General features: G+C 55.3%; 14 protein-coding genes and 5 tRNA genes. 15 read left to right on the top strand and 4 right to left on the bottom strand.

Annotation, left to right across the window (positions count from 1 at the left end; genetic code table 11):
• Positions 1-60: 60 nt before the first annotated feature.
• Positions 61-723: an OmpA family lipoprotein gene (locus tag IM295_RS13725; protein ID WP_008502762.1), complete on the bottom strand. Its 663-nt coding sequence runs from the start codon at positions 721-723 to the stop codon at positions 61-63.
• 211 nt (positions 724-934) lie between these two features.
• Here IM295_RS13725 and IM295_RS13720 point away from each other — a divergent pair, with 211 nt between their 5' ends.
• Positions 935-3,214 (top strand): molybdopterin guanine dinucleotide-containing S/N-oxide reductase, encoded by a 2,280-nt coding sequence (locus tag IM295_RS13720; RefSeq protein WP_253956796.1) that lies wholly within the window; start codon positions 935-937, stop codon positions 3,212-3,214.
• Here IM295_RS13720 and IM295_RS13715 read toward each other — a convergent pair.
• Positions 3,177-3,623 (bottom strand): N-acetyltransferase, encoded by a 447-nt coding sequence (locus IM295_RS13715; RefSeq protein ID WP_028015086.1) that lies wholly within the window; start codon positions 3,621-3,623, stop codon positions 3,177-3,179. The genes IM295_RS13720 and IM295_RS13715 overlap by 38 nt on opposite strands.
• Positions 3,601-4,182, bottom strand: a complete 582-nt coding sequence (gene tag / locus IM295_RS13710; RefSeq protein ID WP_028015087.1) for a DNA-3-methyladenine glycosylase I — start codon at positions 4,180-4,182, stop codon at positions 3,601-3,603. The genes IM295_RS13715 and tag overlap by 23 nt, the downstream gene beginning before the upstream one ends.
• Positions 4,183-4,342: 160 nt before the next feature.
• Here tag and IM295_RS13705 point away from each other — a divergent pair, with 160 nt between their 5' ends.
• The 9 genes from IM295_RS13705 (at position 4,343) to dppF (ending at position 14,765) form a co-directional block, all read left to right on the top strand.
• Positions 4,343-4,885, top strand: a complete 543-nt coding sequence (locus tag IM295_RS13705) for a lipase (RefSeq protein ID WP_192971796.1) — start codon at positions 4,343-4,345, stop codon at positions 4,883-4,885.
• 236 nt (positions 4,886-5,121) lie between these two features.
• Positions 5,122-6,324, top strand: coding sequence for an MFS transporter (locus tag IM295_RS13700; RefSeq protein WP_041911599.1), 1,203 nt, complete (start codon positions 5,122-5,124; stop codon positions 6,322-6,324).
• A gap of 237 nt (positions 6,325-6,561) precedes the next feature.
• The gene (gene eptB, locus IM295_RS13695; protein ID WP_028015090.1) at positions 6,562-8,256 is read left to right on the top strand and encodes a kdo(2)-lipid A phosphoethanolamine 7''-transferase; all 1,695 of its coding nucleotides are present in this window, start codon (positions 6,562-6,564) and stop codon (positions 8,254-8,256) included.
• 91 nt (positions 8,257-8,347) lie between these two features.
• Positions 8,348-8,424, top strand: a tRNA-Pro gene (locus IM295_RS13690).
• 620 nt (positions 8,425-9,044) lie between these two features.
• A complete protein-coding gene (gene dppA / locus IM295_RS13685) occupies positions 9,045-10,652 on the top strand; it encodes a dipeptide ABC transporter periplasmic-binding protein DppA (protein WP_028015091.1) in 1,608 nt (535 codons plus the stop codon).
• A gap of 177 nt (positions 10,653-10,829) precedes the next feature.
• Positions 10,830-11,849, top strand: a complete 1,020-nt coding sequence (gene dppB, locus IM295_RS13680; RefSeq protein WP_028015092.1) for a dipeptide ABC transporter permease DppB — start codon at positions 10,830-10,832, stop codon at positions 11,847-11,849.
• 9 nt (positions 11,850-11,858) lie between these two features.
• Positions 11,859-12,761, top strand: a complete 903-nt coding sequence (gene dppC, locus IM295_RS13675) for a dipeptide ABC transporter permease DppC (protein ID WP_028015093.1) — start codon at positions 11,859-11,861, stop codon at positions 12,759-12,761.
• Positions 12,762-12,771: 10 nt separating this feature from the next.
• Positions 12,772-13,755 (top strand): dipeptide ABC transporter ATP-binding protein, encoded by a 984-nt coding sequence (gene dppD, locus IM295_RS13670; RefSeq protein WP_041911597.1) that lies wholly within the window; start codon positions 12,772-12,774, stop codon positions 13,753-13,755.
• Positions 13,752-14,765 (top strand): dipeptide ABC transporter ATP-binding subunit DppF, encoded by a 1,014-nt coding sequence (dppF, locus tag IM295_RS13665; RefSeq protein ID WP_193066822.1) that lies wholly within the window; start codon positions 13,752-13,754, stop codon positions 14,763-14,765. Before dppD ends, dppF begins: the two co-directional genes overlap by 4 nt.
• A gap of 44 nt (positions 14,766-14,809) precedes the next feature.
• On the opposite strand, the gene coaA is transcribed toward dppF, so the two are convergent.
• Positions 14,810-15,760 (bottom strand): type I pantothenate kinase, encoded by a 951-nt coding sequence (gene coaA, locus IM295_RS13660; protein WP_032644951.1) that lies wholly within the window; start codon positions 15,758-15,760, stop codon positions 14,810-14,812.
• A 317-nt stretch (positions 15,761-16,077) separates the two neighbouring features.
• Here coaA and IM295_RS13655 point away from each other — a divergent pair.
• The 5 genes from IM295_RS13655 to IM295_RS13635 form a co-directional block, all read left to right on the top strand.
• A tRNA-Thr gene (locus tag IM295_RS13655) sits at positions 16,078-16,153 on the top strand.
• 8 nt (positions 16,154-16,161) lie between these two features.
• Positions 16,162-16,246, top strand: a tRNA-Tyr gene (locus tag IM295_RS13650).
• Between the two features lie 117 nt (positions 16,247-16,363).
• A tRNA-Gly gene (locus tag IM295_RS13645) sits at positions 16,364-16,438 on the top strand.
• Positions 16,439-16,444: 6 nt separating this feature from the next.
• Positions 16,445-16,520: transfer RNA gene (locus IM295_RS13640), tRNA-Thr, on the top strand.
• A 118-nt stretch (positions 16,521-16,638) separates the two neighbouring features.
• Positions 16,639-16,739, top strand: a 101-nt coding sequence (locus IM295_RS13635) for a GTP-binding protein (RefSeq protein ID WP_029364778.1), incomplete at its 3' end; no start/stop codon positions are given.

Raw genomic sequence — 16,739 nt, 5'->3', positions numbered from 1 at the left:
AAGTGGTTCATGCCGGGGTGTGCGGTCTGTTGCCCTCACCCCGGCCCTCTCCCTCGGGGATTACTGAATCGGACTCAACGTAATCTCTACGCGACGGTTTTGCGCTTTACCTTCCGCCGTGCTGTTGCTGGCGATAGGGTTGGCAGGGCCCATGCCGCTGGTGCGGATGCGGTTTGCTTCAACGCCCTGGGTTATCAGGGAGCTGGCCACGGAATCGGCACGCTGCTGAGACAGACGCATGTTCAGATCCTGGCTGCCGGTGCTGTCGGTGTAGCCAATCACGTTCACGGCGGTCTTGTTGTACTCTTTCAGCACCATCGCCACGCCGGTCAGGGTGTTCGCGCCCGCAGGTTTCAGCGTGGCGCTGCTGCTGTCAAAGGTCACGTTGTTCGGCATGTTCAGGATGATGTTATCGCCGCTGCGGGTGACGCTCACGCCGGTTCCCTTCATTTTGTCGCGCAGTTTCGCTTCCTGCACGTCCATGTAATAACCGACGCCGCCGCCCAGCGCCGCACCTGCCGCTGCGCCAATCAGCGCACCTTTGCCGCGGTCTTTCTTGGAGGAGGAGAGCGCCCCAACGCCTGCGCCGACCAGCGAGCCGATACCTGCGCCGATGCCGGATTTACCCGCTTCGCGCTCACCGGTGTAAGGGTTGGTTGTGCAGCCAGAAACAGCCAGTGCACCGCTCACCAGAGCGGCAATAACGAGTACGCGTTTTTTCATCTTCTTTCCTTAATCCTTTTTATTCTTTGCCACGGCGAGCGTGGCAGTTGATTATGACGTCCAGATACGGAGAAAATTCCGGGTATAACTCTGAAATTTGTGACAAACCATAAACGGCCTCAACGAGAAGGCCGTAAACCTGCACGCAACCAGGAGCGCACGCTTGAGCACCTCAACAAAAACCATTCTGACCGCCGCCCACTGGGGGCCGATGCTGGTCGAAACCGATGGCGAAAATGTTCTGTCGTCCCGTGGGGCACTGCCAACACAACATCCCAATTCGTTACAGACCGTCGTACGCGATCAGGTGCACAGCAAAACGCGCGTGCGCTGGCCGATGGTGCGCAAAGGTTTTCTGGCCTCGCCGGATAAGCCGCAGGGGATCCGTGGTCAGGATGAGTTTGTTCGCGTGAGCTGGGACGATGCGCTGGCGCTGATCCATACGCAGCATAAGCGCATTCGCGAAAGCTATGGCCCGTCGTCCATTTTTGCCGGCTCCTATGGCTGGCGCTCGAACGGCGTGCTGCATAAGGCCTCGACCCTGCTGCAGCGCTACATGAGCCTGGCCGGGGGCTATACCGGTCATCTGGGAGACTATTCGACCGGCGCGGCGCAGGCGATCATGCCGTACGTCGTGGGCGGGAACGAAGTGTACCAGCAGCAGACCAGCTGGCCGCTGGTGCTGCAGCACACCGACGTGGTGGTGCTGTGGAGCGCCAACCCGCTGAACACGCTGAAAATTGCCTGGAATGCCAGCGACGAGCAGGGGATTGGGTATTTCGACGCGCTGCGCAAAAGCGGCAAGCGCGTGATCTGCATTGATCCGATGCGTTCTGAAACCATGGATTTCTTCGGCGACAGCGCCGAGTGGATTGCTCCTCATATGGGCACCGACGTGGCGATGATGCTGGGTATCGCCCATACGCTGGTGGAGAACGGCTGGCACGACCGCGATTTCCTCGCCCGGTGCACCTCCGGCTTCGACAAATTCGCCGACTACCTGACGGGCCAATCTGATGGGGTAGTGAAAACGGCAGAGTGGGCCGCGAAAATTTGTGGCGTTCCAGCCGCTAAAATCCGCGAACTGGCGGCACTGTTCCATAAAAATACCACGATGTTAATGTCCGGCTGGGGGATGCAGCGCCAGCAGTTTGGCGAGCAGAAACACTGGATGCTGGTGACGCTTGCCGCGATGCTAGGACAGATTGGTACGCCGGGCGGCGGTTTTGGTCTTTCCTATCACTTTGCGAATGGCGGTAACCCAACGCGTAAAGCGGCGGTGCTGGCGTCCCTGCAAGGCTCGGTGCAGGGCGGCGTGGATGCCGTGGATAAAATCCCGGTGGCGCGAATCGTTGAAGCCCTGGAAAACCCGGGCGGTTTTTATCAGCATAATGGTCTGGACCGCCACTTCCCGGACATTAAGTTTGTCTGGTGGGCGGGCGGGGCAAACTTCACGCACCATCAGGATACCAATCGCCTGATCCGCGCCTGGCAAAAGCCGGAGCTGGTGGTGATTTCCGAGTGCTTCTGGACCGCCTCGGCCAAACATGCCGATATCGTGCTGCCGGCGACCACGTCGTTTGAGCGTAACGATCTCACCATGACCGGCGATTACAGCAACCAGCATATGGTGCCGATGAAGCGCGTGGTGGCCCCGCGTGATGAAGCGCGTGATGATTTTGACGTGTTTGCTGAACTGAGCGAGCTCTGGGAAGCGGGTGGTCGCGAACGCTTTACCGAAGGGAAAAATGACCTGCAGTGGCTGGAGAGTTTCTACCAGATCGCCGGACAGCGTGGTGCGGCGCAGGGCGTGACGCTTCCGCCATTTGCTGAATTCTGGGAGGCGAACCAGATTCTCGAAATGCCGGAAAGCGAACAGAACGCCCGATTTGTCCGTTTCGCCGATTTCCGTCGCGACCCGGAAAACCATCCGCTGAAAACCGAGAGCGGCAAGATTGTGATCTACAGCGAGCGCATCGCCAGCTTTGGATATGCCGATTGTCCGCCACACCCTTCGTGGCTGGAGCCGGACGAGTGGCACGGCAACGCTCAGCCGGAGCAGCTGCAGGTGCTGTCTGCCCATCCGGCGCATCGTCTGCACAGTCAGCTTAATTACACCTCTCTGCGCGAGCAGTATGCGGTCGCCGGGCGGGAGCCAATTACGCTCAATACTTTAGACGCCAAAGCGCGTGGGATTGCGGACGGTGACGTGGTGCGCGTCTGGAACCAGCGTGGACAGGTGCTGGCAGGGGCGGTGGTCAGCGACGGGATTAAGCCAGGCGTGATCTGTATTCATCAGGGAGCCTGGCCCGACCTTGAGCCCACCGAAGGTGGGATCTGTAAAAACGGGGCGGTTAACGTGCTGACCAAAGATCTCCCCAGCTCGAAGCTGGGGAATGGTTGCGCAGGGAACACGGCGCTGGCCTGGGTCGAGAAATATGAGGGGCCCGAGCTTACCTTAACGGCGTTTGATCCGCCTGCCAGCTCATGATCCACGTCGGGTGCTGGGTATCATCCTGCCAGGCGCTGTCTTCAATGCGAAAGCCCTGAGCATGATAGAAATTCACCGCCCGGACGTTTTTCTGATACACCTCCAGGGTTAAGTGCGGGAAGCGCTGTTGAACATGGTTCAGCAGCGCGCGCCCGATGCCTTTTCCGATATACGCTGGCGTAACGAACAGCGCCCCCACAAACTGCGACTGTATGACGCTGATAAAACCGCGCGGCGTACCGTTCTCCTCCCAGACCCAGGTTTCGGCGGCGGGAAGGTATTCATCCCGCACCAGCGCTTCGTTCGCTTTCCAGTAGTCGGCGTCGATAAACGGATGCGCCTCGGTGGTGCTCTCAAGCCACAGTCTCAGGAGCTGAGCGGTATTCTCACTGTGCCATTTGCGGATCATGGTTGCCCTCCGGGTGGCAGATGCAGCCCGTAATATGGTCATTGACCAGCCCGCAGGCTTGCATAAAGGAGTAACAGATGGTGGTGCCCACAAACTTGAAGCCGCGTTTTTTCAGCGCTTTCGACAGGGCATCCGAGGCAGGGGTCGAGGTTGGGATCTCTGCAAGCGTGGCGGCCCGCGTCACCTTCGGCTCGTTATCCACAAACGACCAGACAAATGCTGAGAAGGGTTCGCCGTTTTGCTCCATCGCCAGATAAGCCCTCGCGTTACCGATAATGGCCTGAATTTTACCGCGATGGCGGATGATACCGGGATTCAGAACCAGTCTTTCCACGTCGTCGTCGGTCATGGCGGCCACCGCAGCCGGATTGAACCGGTGGAAGGCATTGCGGTAGTTCTCACGCTTTTTCAGAACGGTGATCCACGACAGACCGGCCTGCTGGCCTTCAAGGCAAATCATTTCAAACAGTTTTTCACCGTCGGTCTCCGGTACGCCCCATTCCTTGTCGTGATAATCGATATAAAGCTGATCCTGGCTTACCCAACCGCAACGTTGCATAGGTCATCTCCCTTCCTGATACGATAAACGCAAAAATTTCAATCTGCCCGGCTTGACGTGTCTGCTAAAGAGACAATAGTTAATACAGGGCTATATGCCCTAATACCTCTTCGAACAATGACATATATCGCCGAACTCGGCTCTTTCTGGAGTCGCTTTGATGATGATAAAAAAAATCAGTGGTCGCCATGCTGCTTCTGGCCTGGTGGGCGTTTCAGCCTGCCTGCTTATATGTAACACCGTTTTTGCGTGGCAACAGGAATATATCGTTTCAGATGCACAAAGTAATACGACAGAACGCTATACATGGGACGCCGATCACCAACCTCGTTATGAAGATATTCTCGCGGAGCGTATTAACCATTCGCAGAATGCTGCGGGCTTTTCGCTGAACGACCCATCCGGTTCGGATGCGGAAACCGTTCTGAGCGTTGGCTGGAATTTTCCCGTGGCGGGGCATATCACAACCGGGCCGGTCATGGCGTGGCGCACAGAGGGCACTCCACCCTCAACGGTAAATACGTTTAGTGATACAACCACCGCGCAGTCGCTTACCGAACCCCTCTGGCATGCCAGCGTGAACTCGCTGGGGTGGCGTGTTGATACCCAGTACGGCGATTTACACCCCTGGGCGAAGATCAGCTACAACCAGCAGTCGGAAGAAGAATATTTGTATACCCTGGGCTTAAGCGCCAAATTTTAGGGTTGTTACTTTTTTAAACGCTGCGGTAACATATTTAATACAATAACGGCGAGGGGTGTGGTGATAGTGGTCACTCACCTTTAAACGTTTTCTTCTCTGGCAAGGTCGTTCATTCCCGCTTCCAGGCATTTCATTCCGTTTCTCCTGCATTTCATGCCGTTTTACCCCTGGCGTTTTGGGGTTTTGTTTATCGTGTCCTCAGCGAATTTCCTTAATTTCTCTTGCAGGATACTGCCATGAACACCTCAACCTATAACCGCACGCGCTGGCTGACGCTATTCGGCACCATCATTACCCAGTTCGCACTGGGTTCGGTCTATACCTGGAGTCTGTTTAACAGCGCCTTGTCTGATAAGCTCGGCGCGCCGATAAGCCAGGTGGCATTCTCTTTCGGCTTGCTGAGTCTTGGATTAGCGATTTCCTCTTCCGTGGCGGGCAAACTTCAGGAACGCTTCGGCGTGAAGCGCGTGACCATGGCCTCCGGCATTCTGCTGGGCCTGGGCTTTTTCCTGACGGCGCATTCCAGCAACCTGATGATGCTGTGGCTGAGCGCCGGCGTGCTGGTGGGGCTGGCGGACGGCGCAGGTTACCTGCTGACGCTGTCGAACTGCGTGAAGTGGTTCCCGGAGCGTAAAGGCTTGATCTCCGCGTTTGCTATCGGCTCCTATGGCCTGGGCAGCCTTGGCTTTAAATTTATCGACTCTCAACTGCTGGCGTCCGTTGGCCTCGAAAAAACGTTCATGATCTGGGGGGCAATTGTCCTGGTGATGATTCTGTTTGGCGCCACGCTGATGAAAGATGCCCCGCAGCAGGAAGTGAAAACCGTTAACGGCGTGGTGGAGAATGATTTCACCCTCGCGCAGTCCATGCGTAAACCGCAGTACTGGATGCTGGCGGTGATGTTCCTGACGGCCTGCATGAGCGGTCTGTATGTCATCGGTGTGGCAAAGGATATCGCGCAGGGGATGGTAAAACTGGATGCCGCGACGGCGGCGAATGCGGTGACGGTCATCTCCATTGCTAACCTCTCGGGTCGTCTGGTGCTCGGTATCCTGTCTGACAAAATCGCCCGCATCCGCGTGATTACGCTGGGGCAGGTCATCTCTCTGGTAGGCATGGCGGCGCTGCTGTTTGCACCGCTGAACGAGGCGACCTTCTTTGCGGCGATTGCCTGCGTCGCCTTTAACTTCGGCGGCACTATTACCGTTTTCCCGTCGCTGGTGAGCGAGTTCTTTGGCCTCAACAATCTGGCGAAAAACTACGGCGTCATTTATCTCGGCTTCGGTATCGGCAGTATCTGCGGGTCGCTGATTGCCTCGCTGTTCGGTGGCTTCTACGTAACCTTCTGCGTGATATTTGCCTTGCTGATTATCTCGCTGGCGCTGTCCACAACGATTCGTCAGCCGCAGCGCGAGGTGTATAAAGAAGCGCATGCATGATTCGATGAAAAGGGGCCTCAGGGCCTCTTTTTTTATCTCAACATCACTTTCGGACTTGTTATTTTGTAAAAAATTTCCTCGATCACACTCTCTGCTGCCACTTTTCTTTCCCGCTGTGGTCTACTTATCGCGCTTGTAGACGTTTCTGATAACGGTTTCGCTCGCATCTACTTACTCTGTCAGCTTTCTCACTGAGATTCGGCGGATCTTTATACCCCTTCCCCCAGGGTTGTTTGCATGAAATATATTAGGTCTCTTACCCAGCAAAGATTGTGTCTGATGCTGGCTGTCTATATCGGTTTGTTTCTGAATGGCGCGGTACTGTTCAGACGTGTGGAAGGTTATTTCGAACACCTCAGCGTAAGAAATGGAATTTTTGCCGTCATTGAAGTGTTTGGCTCTATCCTGGCAACCTTCTTCCTGTTACGCCTGCTCTCACTTTTTGGCCGACGTACATGGCAAATTCTGGCCTCGCTGGTGGTGATTATCTCTGCCGCCGCAAGCTATTACATGACATTCATGAACGTGGTCATTGGCTACGGTATTGTCGCCTCGGTGATGACCACGGACATCGACCTCTCGAAAGAGGTGGTGGGTCAAGGGTTCATCATATGGACGATTTTGACCTGCCTGATCCCGCTCTTCTTTATCTGGAGTAATACCTGCCGTTATACCCTGTTACGCCAGCTGCGTACCCGGGGACAGCGCATCCGCAACGTCGCCGTCGTTCTGCTGGCGGGCCTGCTGGTGTGGGCGCCGATTCGCCTGATGGAAAAACAGCAAAAACGGATCGAAAAAGCGACGGGCGTGGATATGCCGAGCTATGGCGGCGTGGTGGCTAACTCGTATCTGCCGTCCAACTGGCTGTCCGCGTTAGGTCTTTACGCCTGGGCGCAGGCGGACGAATCCAGCGATGTGAAATCACTGATTAACCCGACCAAAAAGTTCACCTACCAGGCGCCGGCTGACGGGCTGGATGATACTTACGTAGTCTTTGTCATCGGTGAAACGACGCGCTGGGATCATATGGGTATCCTCGGTTATGACCGCGATACCACACCGAAACTGGCGCAGGAGAAGAATCTGGTGGCTTACCGCGGCTATTCCTGCGATACCGCCACGAAGCTCTCGTTGCGCTGTATGTTTGTGCGTGAAGGCGGGGCGAGCGATAACCCGCAGCGTACCCTCAAAGAGCAAAACGTCTTTGCCGTGCTGAAGCAGCTTGGATTTAGCTCCGATCTGTTCGCCATGCAAAGTGAGATGTGGTTCTACACCAACACGCTGGCAGATAACATCGCGTATCGTGAGCAGATTGGTGCCGAGCCTCGCAACCGCGGGAAAAACGTGGACGACATGCTGCTCCTTGAGGAGATGTCCCAGTCTCTGAAGAATCACCCGCAGGGCAAACATCTCGTCATTCTGCATACCAAAGGGTCGCATTACAGTTATTACCAGCGTTACACGCGCGATTTCGCGAAATGGCAGCCTGAGTGCGTAGGCATTAATAAAGACTGCAGCAAGCAGGAGCTGATCAACGCCTACGATAACTCCGTTCTGTATGTGGATACCTTCCTGAGCCGCGTGATTGACCAACTGCGTGATAAAAAAGCGATTGTTATCTACGCCGCAGACCACGGTGAGTCCATTAATGAGAAAGAGCACCTGCACGGTACGCCGCGCAAGCTGGCACCGCCGGAGCAGTTCCGCGTGCCGATGATCATGTGGATGTCGGATAAGTATCTTGAAAATCCGGAGAAAGCGAAGATGTTTGCTCAGCTTAAGAAAGAGGCGGAAATGAAGGTGCCGCGCCGTCACGTTGAGCTGTACGACACCATTATGGGTTGCCTCGGCTATACCTCACCGAACGGTGGGATTAACGAAAACAACAACTGGTGTAAACTCCCTGATAACACCGCAAAAGCCGCGCAGTAGCTGCTCTGGCGAGAATATCGCCAGTTGAATGGCTTTTTGAAAATAAGGGATTGACGGGGGCGCACCTCAGCAGTAAGATGCGCTCCGCATTCGGCGAGTAGCGCAGCTTGGTAGCGCAACTGGTTTGGGACCAGTGGGTCGGAGGTTCGAATCCTCTCTCGCCGACCACATTCTGAAAAGGGCTAACCGCAAGGTTAGCCCTTTTTGCATTAACGGCTTACTCATCCTGATTCAGTAAAATGCCCCTTATCCCCGCTTCTTCCTGCCTGTTAACGATTTTGTGACATAATCCATTGTATTTTTTTATATATAGATTGATCTTTTTTCGCGTTGCTTATGGATAACCTCAGCATTTTTCGCTGTGCGTTTTAACGTTCGCGGTATTTAGTGCTCAGATAATCACCATTCTGCAAGAAAATTTACCCATTCTGAATAAAAGTTAATCACTGATTGTTGCGAAATATGAAGATATTTGTGCTGCAAGTTGGCGAGTAGCATAAATTTCCCTGCTGAAAACTGGCGTTCAGGGTTTTTTTAATCTTTGTTTGCGGTTTCTCACACTCGGCGCAAATCCCCGTCACCTGTATTGACGTTTTCACATTCTGTTGACAGATTGTAGGGCATGAGGGGCATTTCAGGGACGATCTGCGCTGCAACTCAAACGCTCTTCTGAAAGGATTCTCCATCCCTTTAACGCCTTCGGGCACCTCCGACCGGACCGGGTAAAAAATAAATAAAGGTCTGGCGGCGTAACACAACAAAGCAAAACATCACATTGGAGCAGAATAATGAGTATTTCCTTGAAGAAGTCAGGGATGCTGAAGCTTGGTCTGAGCCTGGTGGCTATGACCGTGGCAGCAAGCGTACAGGCAAAAACCCTGGTTTACTGTTCTGAAGGCTCGCCGGAAGGCTTTAACCCACAGCTCTTTACCTCTGGTACGACTTACGACGCAAGCTCTGTACCGATCTATAACCGTCTGGTTGAATTCAAAACCGGCACCACGGAAGTGATTCCGGGTCTGGCCGAGAAGTGGGACATCAGCGAAGACGGCAAAACCTATACCTTCCACCTGCGCCAGGGCGTGAAGTGGCAGGACAGCAAAGAATTCAAACCAACGCGCGACTTTAACGCCGACGACGTTGTGTTCTCCTTCGACCGTCAGAAAAACGCCCAGAACCCGTACCACAAAGTGTCTGGCGGCAGCTACGAATACTTCGAAGGGATGGGTCTGCCGGACCTGATCGCCGAAGTGAAAAAAGTAGACGATAAAACCGTTCAGTTCGTGCTGACCCGTCCGGAAGCGCCATTCCTGGCTGACCTGGCCATGGACTTCGCCTCTATTCTCTCTAAAGAGTATGCGGACAACATGCTGAAAGCCGGCACGCCGGAAAAAGTGGACCTGAACCCAATCGGTACCGGCCCGTTCCAGCTGCTGCAGTACCAGAAAGACTCCCGTATTCTGTATAAAGCCTTCCCGGGCTACTGGGGCACCAAGCCGCAGATCGACCGTCTGGTCTTCTCCATCACGCCTGACGCATCCGTGCGTTACGCTAAACTGCAGAAAAACGAATGCCAGGTGATGCCGTACCCGAACCCGGCAGACATCGCGCGCATGAAGCAGGACAAGAACATCAACCTGATGGAGCAGGCGGGCCTGAACGTAGGCTATCTCTCCTTCAACACCGAGAAGAAACCGTTTGATGACGTGAAAGTACGTCAGGCGCTGACCTACGCGGTGAACAAAGAAGCGATCATCAAGGCCGTTTACCAGGGCGCGGGCGTTGCTGCCAAGAACCTGATCCCACCAACCATGTGGGGCTATAACGACGACGTTAAGGACTACAGTTACGATCCTGAGAAAGCGAAAGCGCTGCTGAAAGAAGCGGGCCAGGATAAAGGCTTTACCGTCGAACTGTGGGCGATGCCGGTACAGCGTCCGTACAACCCGAACGCACGCCGTATGGCGGAAATGGTCCAGGCTGACTGGGCGAAAATTGGCGTTCAGGCCAAGATTGTGACCTACGAGTGGGGCGAGTATCTGAAGCGCGCCAAAGCGGGTGAGCACCAGGCGGTAATGATGGGCTGGACCGGTGACAACGGGGATCCGGACAACTTCTTCGCCACCCTGTTCAGCTGTGCGGCAGCGAAAGACGGCTCTAACTACTCTCGCTGGTGCTACAAGCCGTTTGAAGACCTGATCCAGCCGGCGCGTGCGACCGACGATCACAACAAACGTATTGAACTCTACAAGCAGGCTCAGGTTGTTATGCACGATCAGGCTCCGGCGCTGATTGTTGCTCACTCCACCGTGTATGAGCCAGTGCGTAAAGAAGTGAAGGGCTACGTGGTTGATCCACTGGGCAAACACCACTTCGAAAACGTATCGGTTGAATAATTAAAAGCAACGCCAGGCGGCGCTGCGCTTGCACTGGCCTACGGTATGTAGGCCGGGTAAGCGTAGCGCCACCCGGCAGCAGTGCTTTATTGCCTCTCTGAAAGGGGAGGGAATAAGATTTGTGAGCAATACAGACGTCACGCCACTGGCCGTGCGTCATCAGAGAGAATCCGGGTTATGTTGCAGTTCATCCTCCGACGTCTGGGACTTGTTATCCCGACGTTTATCGGTATCACCCTTCTCACTTTTGCCTTCGTCCATATGATCCCCGGCGACCCGGTAATGATTATGGCGGGTGAGCGTGGTATCTCCCCTGAACGTCATGCGCAGCTGCTGGCTGAACTCGGCCTCGATAAGCCGATGTGGCAGCAGTACCTCCACTATATCTGGGGCGTGATGCACGGTGACTTAGGGATTTCGTTAAAAAGCCGTCTTCCGGTGTGGGACGAGTTCGTGCCGCGTTTTAAAGCGACGCTGGAGCTTGGCATCTGCGCCATGATTTTCGCCACTGCGGTGGGTATTCCTGTTGGGGTACTGGCTGCCGTTAAGCGTGGCTCTATTTTCGACCATACCGCCGTGGGTCTGGCGCTGACCGGTTACTCCATGCCTATCTTCTGGTGGGGCATGATGCTGATCATGCTGGTCTCGGTGCAATTGAACCTGACGCCGGTCTCCGGACGCGTCAGCGATATGGTCTTCCTTGATGATACCAATCCGTTAACCGGCTTTATGCTGATCGACACGGCCATCTGGGGCGAGGAGGGCAACTTCATTGATGCCGTTGCGCACATGATCCTGCCTGCCATGGTACTGGGCACCATTCCTCTGGCGGTGATCGTGCGTATGACCCGTTCCTCCATGCTGGAAGTGCTGGGTGAAGATTACATCCGTACCGCGCGCGCCAAAGGTTTAACCCGCATGCGCGTCATCATCGTCCACGCGCTGCGTAACGCCATGCTGCCGGTGGTGACCGTTATCGGCCTCCAGGTGGGTACGCTGCTGGCGGGGGCGATCCTGACGGAAACCATCTTCTCCTGGCCGGGCCTCGGACGCTGGCTGATTGATGCGCTGCAACGCCGTGACTATCCGGTGGTGCAGGGTGGGGTGCTGCTGGTCGCGACGATGATTATCCTCGTCAACCTGCTGGTCGATTTGCTGTACGGCGTGGTGAACCCGCGTATTCGTCATAAGAAGTAAGGGGCCATCATGTCACAGGTTTCTGAAAACAAAGCTGTTGCTGCACCGGTTCCAATGACGCCGCTGCAGGAGTTCTGGCACTACTTCAAGCGCAATAAAGGCGCGGTAGTCGGGCTGGTGTATGTCGCTATCATGATTCTGATTGCGGTGTTTGCGAACTTTCTGGCGCCATATAACCCGGCGGATCAGTTCCGCGATGCGCTGCTGGCACCTCCTGCATGGCAGGATGGCGGTAGCCTGGCGCACCTGCTGGGTACCGATGATGTGGGCCGCGATGTGCTGTCGCGTCTGATGTACGGCGCGCGTTTGTCGCTGCTGGTTGGCTGTCTGGTGGTGGTGCTCTCCCTGATTATGGGGATCATCCTCGGCCTGGTTGCCGGTTACTTCGGCGGCATCGTTGATAACATCATTATGCGTATCGTCGACATCATGCTGGCACTGCCAAGCCTGCTGCTGGCTCTGGTGCTGGTGGCGATCTTCGGCCCGTCGATCGGTAACGCCGCCTTGGCGCTGACCTTCGTGGCGCTTCCTCACTACGTGCGATTAACACGCGCGGCGGTGCTGGTGGAAGTGAACCGCGACTACGTCACCGCCTCTCGCGTGGCGGGTGCCGGCGCGATGCGCCAGATGTTCGTTAATATCTTCCCTAACTGCCTTGCGCCGCTGATCGTTCAGGCGTCGCTCGGTTTCTCTAACGCCATTCTTGATATGGCCGCTCTTGGCTTCCTGGGCATGGGTGCGCAGCCGCCAACACCGGAGTGGGGCACCATGCTCTCCGACGTGTTGCAGTTCGCACAAAGCGCCTGGTGGGTTGTCACCTTCCCGGGTCTGGCAATCCTGCTGACGGTGCTGGCATTTAACCTGATGGGTGATGGCCTGCGTGATGCGCTTGATCCCAAACTGAAGCAGTAAGAGGCACGAGATGGCGTTATTAAATGTAGATAAATTATCGGTGCACTTCGGCGACGAAGGCACCCCGTTTCGCGCCGTGGACCGCATCAGCTACAGCGTCAATCAGGGCGAAGTGGTTGGTATCGTCGGGGAGTCCGGTTCCGGTAAGTCGGTGAGTTCACTGGCAATCATGGGGCTGATTGATTACCCGGGCCGCGTGATGGCGGAAAACCTGCAGTTCAACGGTCAGGACCTTAAGCGCATTTCTGAGAAACAGCGCCGCCAGCTGGTGGGCGCCGAAGTGGCGATGATCTTCCAGGACCCGATGACCAGCCTGAACCCGTGCTACACGGTCGGCTTCCAGATTATGGAAGCGATTAAGGTGCACCAGGGTGGTAACAAGAAAACCCGTCGCCAGCGCGCGATCGACCTGCTGAACCAGGTGGGTATTCCTGACCCGGCATCGCGGCTGGACGTATACCCGCACCAGCTTTCCGGTGGGATGAGCCAGCGCGTGATGATCGCCATGGCGATTGCCTGTCGACCAAAGCTGCTGATTGCGGATGAACCGACAACGGCGCTGGATGTGACCATCCAGGCGCAAATCATCGAGCTGCTGCTGGAGTTGCAGCAGAAAGAGAACATGGCGCTGGTGCTGATTACGCACGATCTGGCGCTGGTGGCCGAAGCCGCACACAAGATCATCGTGATGTATGCCGGCCAGGTGGTTGAGACCGGAAATTCGCACGATATCTTCCGCGCGCCGCGTCATCCGTATACGCAGGCACTGCTGCGCGCGCTGCCGGAGTTTGCTCAGGACAAAGCGCGTCTGGCGTCGCTGCCGGGCGTGGTTCCGGGCAAATACGACCGTCCGCAGGGCTGTCTGCTTAATCCGCGCTGCCCGTATGCGACGGACAAATGCCGCGTTGAGGAGCCAGAGCTGAATCTGCTGGCCGACGGTCGACAGTCAAAATGCCACTACCCACTCGATGATGCCGGGAGGCCAACACTATGAGTACGCAACAGGCCACCACGCAACAACCGCTGTTGCAGGCCATCAACCTGAAAAAACACTACCCGGTGAAAAAGGGGATTTTTGCCCCTGAGCGCCTGGTGAAAGCGCTGGACGGCGTCTCCTTTAATCTCGAACGCGGTAAAACGCTGGCGGTGGTGGGGGAGTCAGGCTGCGGGAAATCGACGCTGGGCCGTCTGCTGACAATGATTGAAGTCCCGACCGGCGGTGAGCTTTATTATCAGGGCCAGGATCTGCTCAAGCACGACCCGCAGGCGCAGAAGCTGCGCCGCCAGAAAATCCAGATTGTGTTCCAGAACCCGTACGGTTCTTTGAACCCGCGTAAAAAAGTGGGACAGATCCTGGAAGAGCCCCTGCTGATTAACAGCAATCTGAGCAAAGAGCAGCGCCGTGAAAAAGCGCTGGCGATGATGGCGAAGGTCGGCCTCAAAACCGAGCATTACGACCGCTACCCGCATATGTTCTCCGGCGGCCAGCGTCAGCGTATCGCTATCGCCCGCGGGCTGATGCTCGATCCGGATGTGGTGATTGCCGATGAGCCGGTTTCGGCGCTCGACGTGTCCGTGCGCGCGCAGGTGCTGAACCTGATGATGGATCTCCAACAGGATCTGGGGCTGTCTTATGTGTTCATCTCTCACGACCTGTCGGTGGTGGAGCATATTGCCGATGAAGTGATGGTGATGTATCTGGGGCGCTGCGTGGAGAAGGGGACCAAAGAGCAGATCTTTAGTAATCCTCGTCATCCGTACACCCAGGCGCTGTTGTCTGCGACGCCGCGTCTGAACCCGGACGATCGTCGCGAGCGCATTAAGCTGACGGGTGAACTGCCAAGTCCGCTGAATCCGCCGCCGGGGTGTGCCTTCAACGCGCGCTGCAGCCGCCGCTTTGGCCCGTGCACCCAGCTTCAGCCGCAACTGAAGGATTATGGCGGTCAGCTGGTCGCCTGCTTTGCGGTCGATCAGGATGAAAATGGCGAGAAGCCGCACGCATAACGAAAAAAAACCGGCGCTAAGCCGGTTTTTTTATGTCTGCCTGACTATTTTCGCAGGCGAATCTGGTCGACGGCGTGCTTCTCGCTCTTGGTGAGGATCAGGCTCGCACGCTCGCGCGTCGGGAGGATGTTCTCTTTGAGGTTCACGTAGTTGATCTCATTCCACAGCCCCCTGGCCACATTAATCGCCTCTTCTTCAGAAAGCTGGGCGTAGTGGTGGAAATAGGAGTCCGGGTCGGTGAATGCCCCTTCGCGGAACTTCAGGAAGCGGTTGATATACCAGTTCTGCAGCAGATCTTCCGGCGCATCAACATAGATAGAGAAATCGACGAAATCCGAAACGAATACATGATGCGGGTCATGAGGATAGTCCATGCCGCTTTGCAGCACGTTCAAACCTTCAAGGATCAGGATATCCGGCTGGACTACCGTTTTATCCCCATCCGGGATGCGGTCGTAAATCAGGTGTGAATAGACCGGCGCCGTGACGTGCGGCACGCCAGATTTCAGGTCAGAGACAAATTTTACCAGACGGTGCATATCATAAGAGAGCGGGAAGCCCTTCTTCTTCATCAGCCCGCGTTCTTTTAAGACCTCGTTCGGGTGCAGGAAGCCGTCGGTGGTGATCAACTCAACGCTGCGGTGTTCCGGCCAGCGGCTCAGCAGCGCCTGCAGCACGCGTGCGGTAGTGCTTTTACCCACGGCCACGCTGCCCGCAATACTAATGATATAAGGAATGCGCTGACCATTGGTTCCGAGGAACTGCTCCAGCACCGCCTGACGGCGCAGGTTGGAGCTGATATAGAAGTTAAGCAAGCGAGAGAGGGGGAGATAAATTTCTGCCACCTCTTCAAGGGACAGATCTTCGTTTATCCCTTTTAACCGTGCGATTTCACCTTCCGTCAGCGTCATAGGGACGGAATCACGCAGGGCAGCCCACTGGCTGCGGTTAAAGTGAAGATAAGGCGTCATTAACGTTTGCTCTTTTTTGCTCATAAGCATGCTTCAGTGAGCCAGCGCTATGCTGCCGGGACGTGGCTCATCACACAGTTAATTTTGGACAATGGGCAGGAGGTTAACACCAGATGGCGGGAATAATAAGAAAAAAGATGGAAAGCGCTGCGTTACGCGGAAGCCGTCACGCTACGGTGTATGCGATGTAAATCATGCCTGTATGTTGATTATTTGACCCGGAATGACTACTTTTACATCGCTTAGCGCTGCGTTCGCATAAAATGTGAGCGAAAGAACGTTTTATGCAAATTTTTAGTTGCATGACCGCGCAGGTATCCATAGAATGCGCGCTACTTGATGCCGACTTAGCTCAGTAGGTAGAGCAACTGACTTGTAATCAGTAGGTCACCAGTTCGATTCCGGTAGTCGGCACCATCAAGTCCGGTGGGGTTCCCGAGCGGCCAAAGGGAGCAGACTGTAAATCTGCCGTCATCGACTTCGAAGGTTCGAATCCTTCCCCCACCACCACTTTCTGGCAGCGTAAATGCCGCCGGAGCTGGTTGGAAAAATTAGCCAGCTCAAACTGAAAAAGAGAGAAATCTCTTTTTTTGTTACAGAAAGAACTGGGTAGCCGAGTTTCAGGATGCGGGCATCGTATAATGGCTATTACCTCAGCCTTCCAAGCTGATGATGCGGGTTCGATTCCCGCTGCCCGCTCCAATACGTGCTGATATGGCTCAGTTGGTAGAGCGCACCCTTGGTAAGGGTGAGGTCCCCAGTTCGACTCTGGGTATCAGCACCACTTCACTTCTCCTTCCCGTTTCTCTCTGTTTCAATTTTACTGTATTCAACAATTCAGGCATTTCGCCTGGTTGATGTGGTGATATCACCGATTTATCCGTGTCTTAGAGGGACAATCGATGTCTAAAGAAAAGTTTGAACGTACAAAACCGCACGTTAACGTCGGTACTATCGGCCACGTTGACCATGGTAAAACAACGCTGACCGCTGCAATCACTAC

Source organism: Enterobacter cloacae complex sp. P14RS, assembly GCF_014895895.1.
GTDB lineage: Bacteria > Pseudomonadota > Gammaproteobacteria > Enterobacterales > Enterobacteriaceae > Enterobacter > Enterobacter bugandensis.
The sequence above is the reverse complement of the archived record's forward strand: the minus strand, read 5'-3'. Positions and strand labels throughout refer to the sequence as shown.

Bases quoted from the DNA above. Each gene is read 5' to 3' on its own strand.
- tag (WP_028015087.1), bottom strand. From the start codon at position 4,182: ATGCAACGTTGCGGTTGGGTAAGCCAGGATCAGCTTTATATCGATTAT.
- dppF (WP_193066822.1), top strand. From the start codon at position 13,752: ATGAGTACGCAACAGGCCACCACGCAACAACCGCTGTTGCAGGCCATC.
- dppD (WP_041911597.1), top strand. From the start codon at position 12,772: ATGGCGTTATTAAATGTAGATAAATTATCGGTGCACTTCGGCGACGAA.
- dppB (WP_028015092.1), top strand. From the start codon at position 10,830: ATGTTGCAGTTCATCCTCCGACGTCTGGGACTTGTTATCCCGACGTTT.
- IM295_RS13705 (WP_192971796.1), top strand. From the start codon at position 4,343: ATGATGATAAAAAAAATCAGTGGTCGCCATGCTGCTTCTGGCCTGGTG.
- IM295_RS13715 (WP_028015086.1), bottom strand. From the start codon at position 3,623: ATGATCCGCAAATGGCACAGTGAGAATACCGCTCAGCTCCTGAGACTG.
- IM295_RS13720 (WP_253956796.1), top strand. From the start codon at position 935: ATGCTGGTCGAAACCGATGGCGAAAATGTTCTGTCGTCCCGTGGGGCA.
- dppC (WP_028015093.1), top strand. From the start codon at position 11,859: ATGTCACAGGTTTCTGAAAACAAAGCTGTTGCTGCACCGGTTCCAATG.
- coaA (WP_032644951.1), bottom strand. From the start codon at position 15,760: ATGAGCAAAAAAGAGCAAACGTTAATGACGCCTTATCTTCACTTTAAC.
- eptB (WP_028015090.1), top strand. From the start codon at position 6,562: ATGAAATATATTAGGTCTCTTACCCAGCAAAGATTGTGTCTGATGCTG.
- IM295_RS13700 (WP_041911599.1), top strand. From the start codon at position 5,122: ATGAACACCTCAACCTATAACCGCACGCGCTGGCTGACGCTATTCGGC.
- IM295_RS13725 (WP_008502762.1), bottom strand. From the start codon at position 723: ATGAAAAAACGCGTACTCGTTATTGCCGCTCTGGTGAGCGGTGCACTG.
- dppA (WP_028015091.1), top strand. From the start codon at position 9,045: ATGAGTATTTCCTTGAAGAAGTCAGGGATGCTGAAGCTTGGTCTGAGC.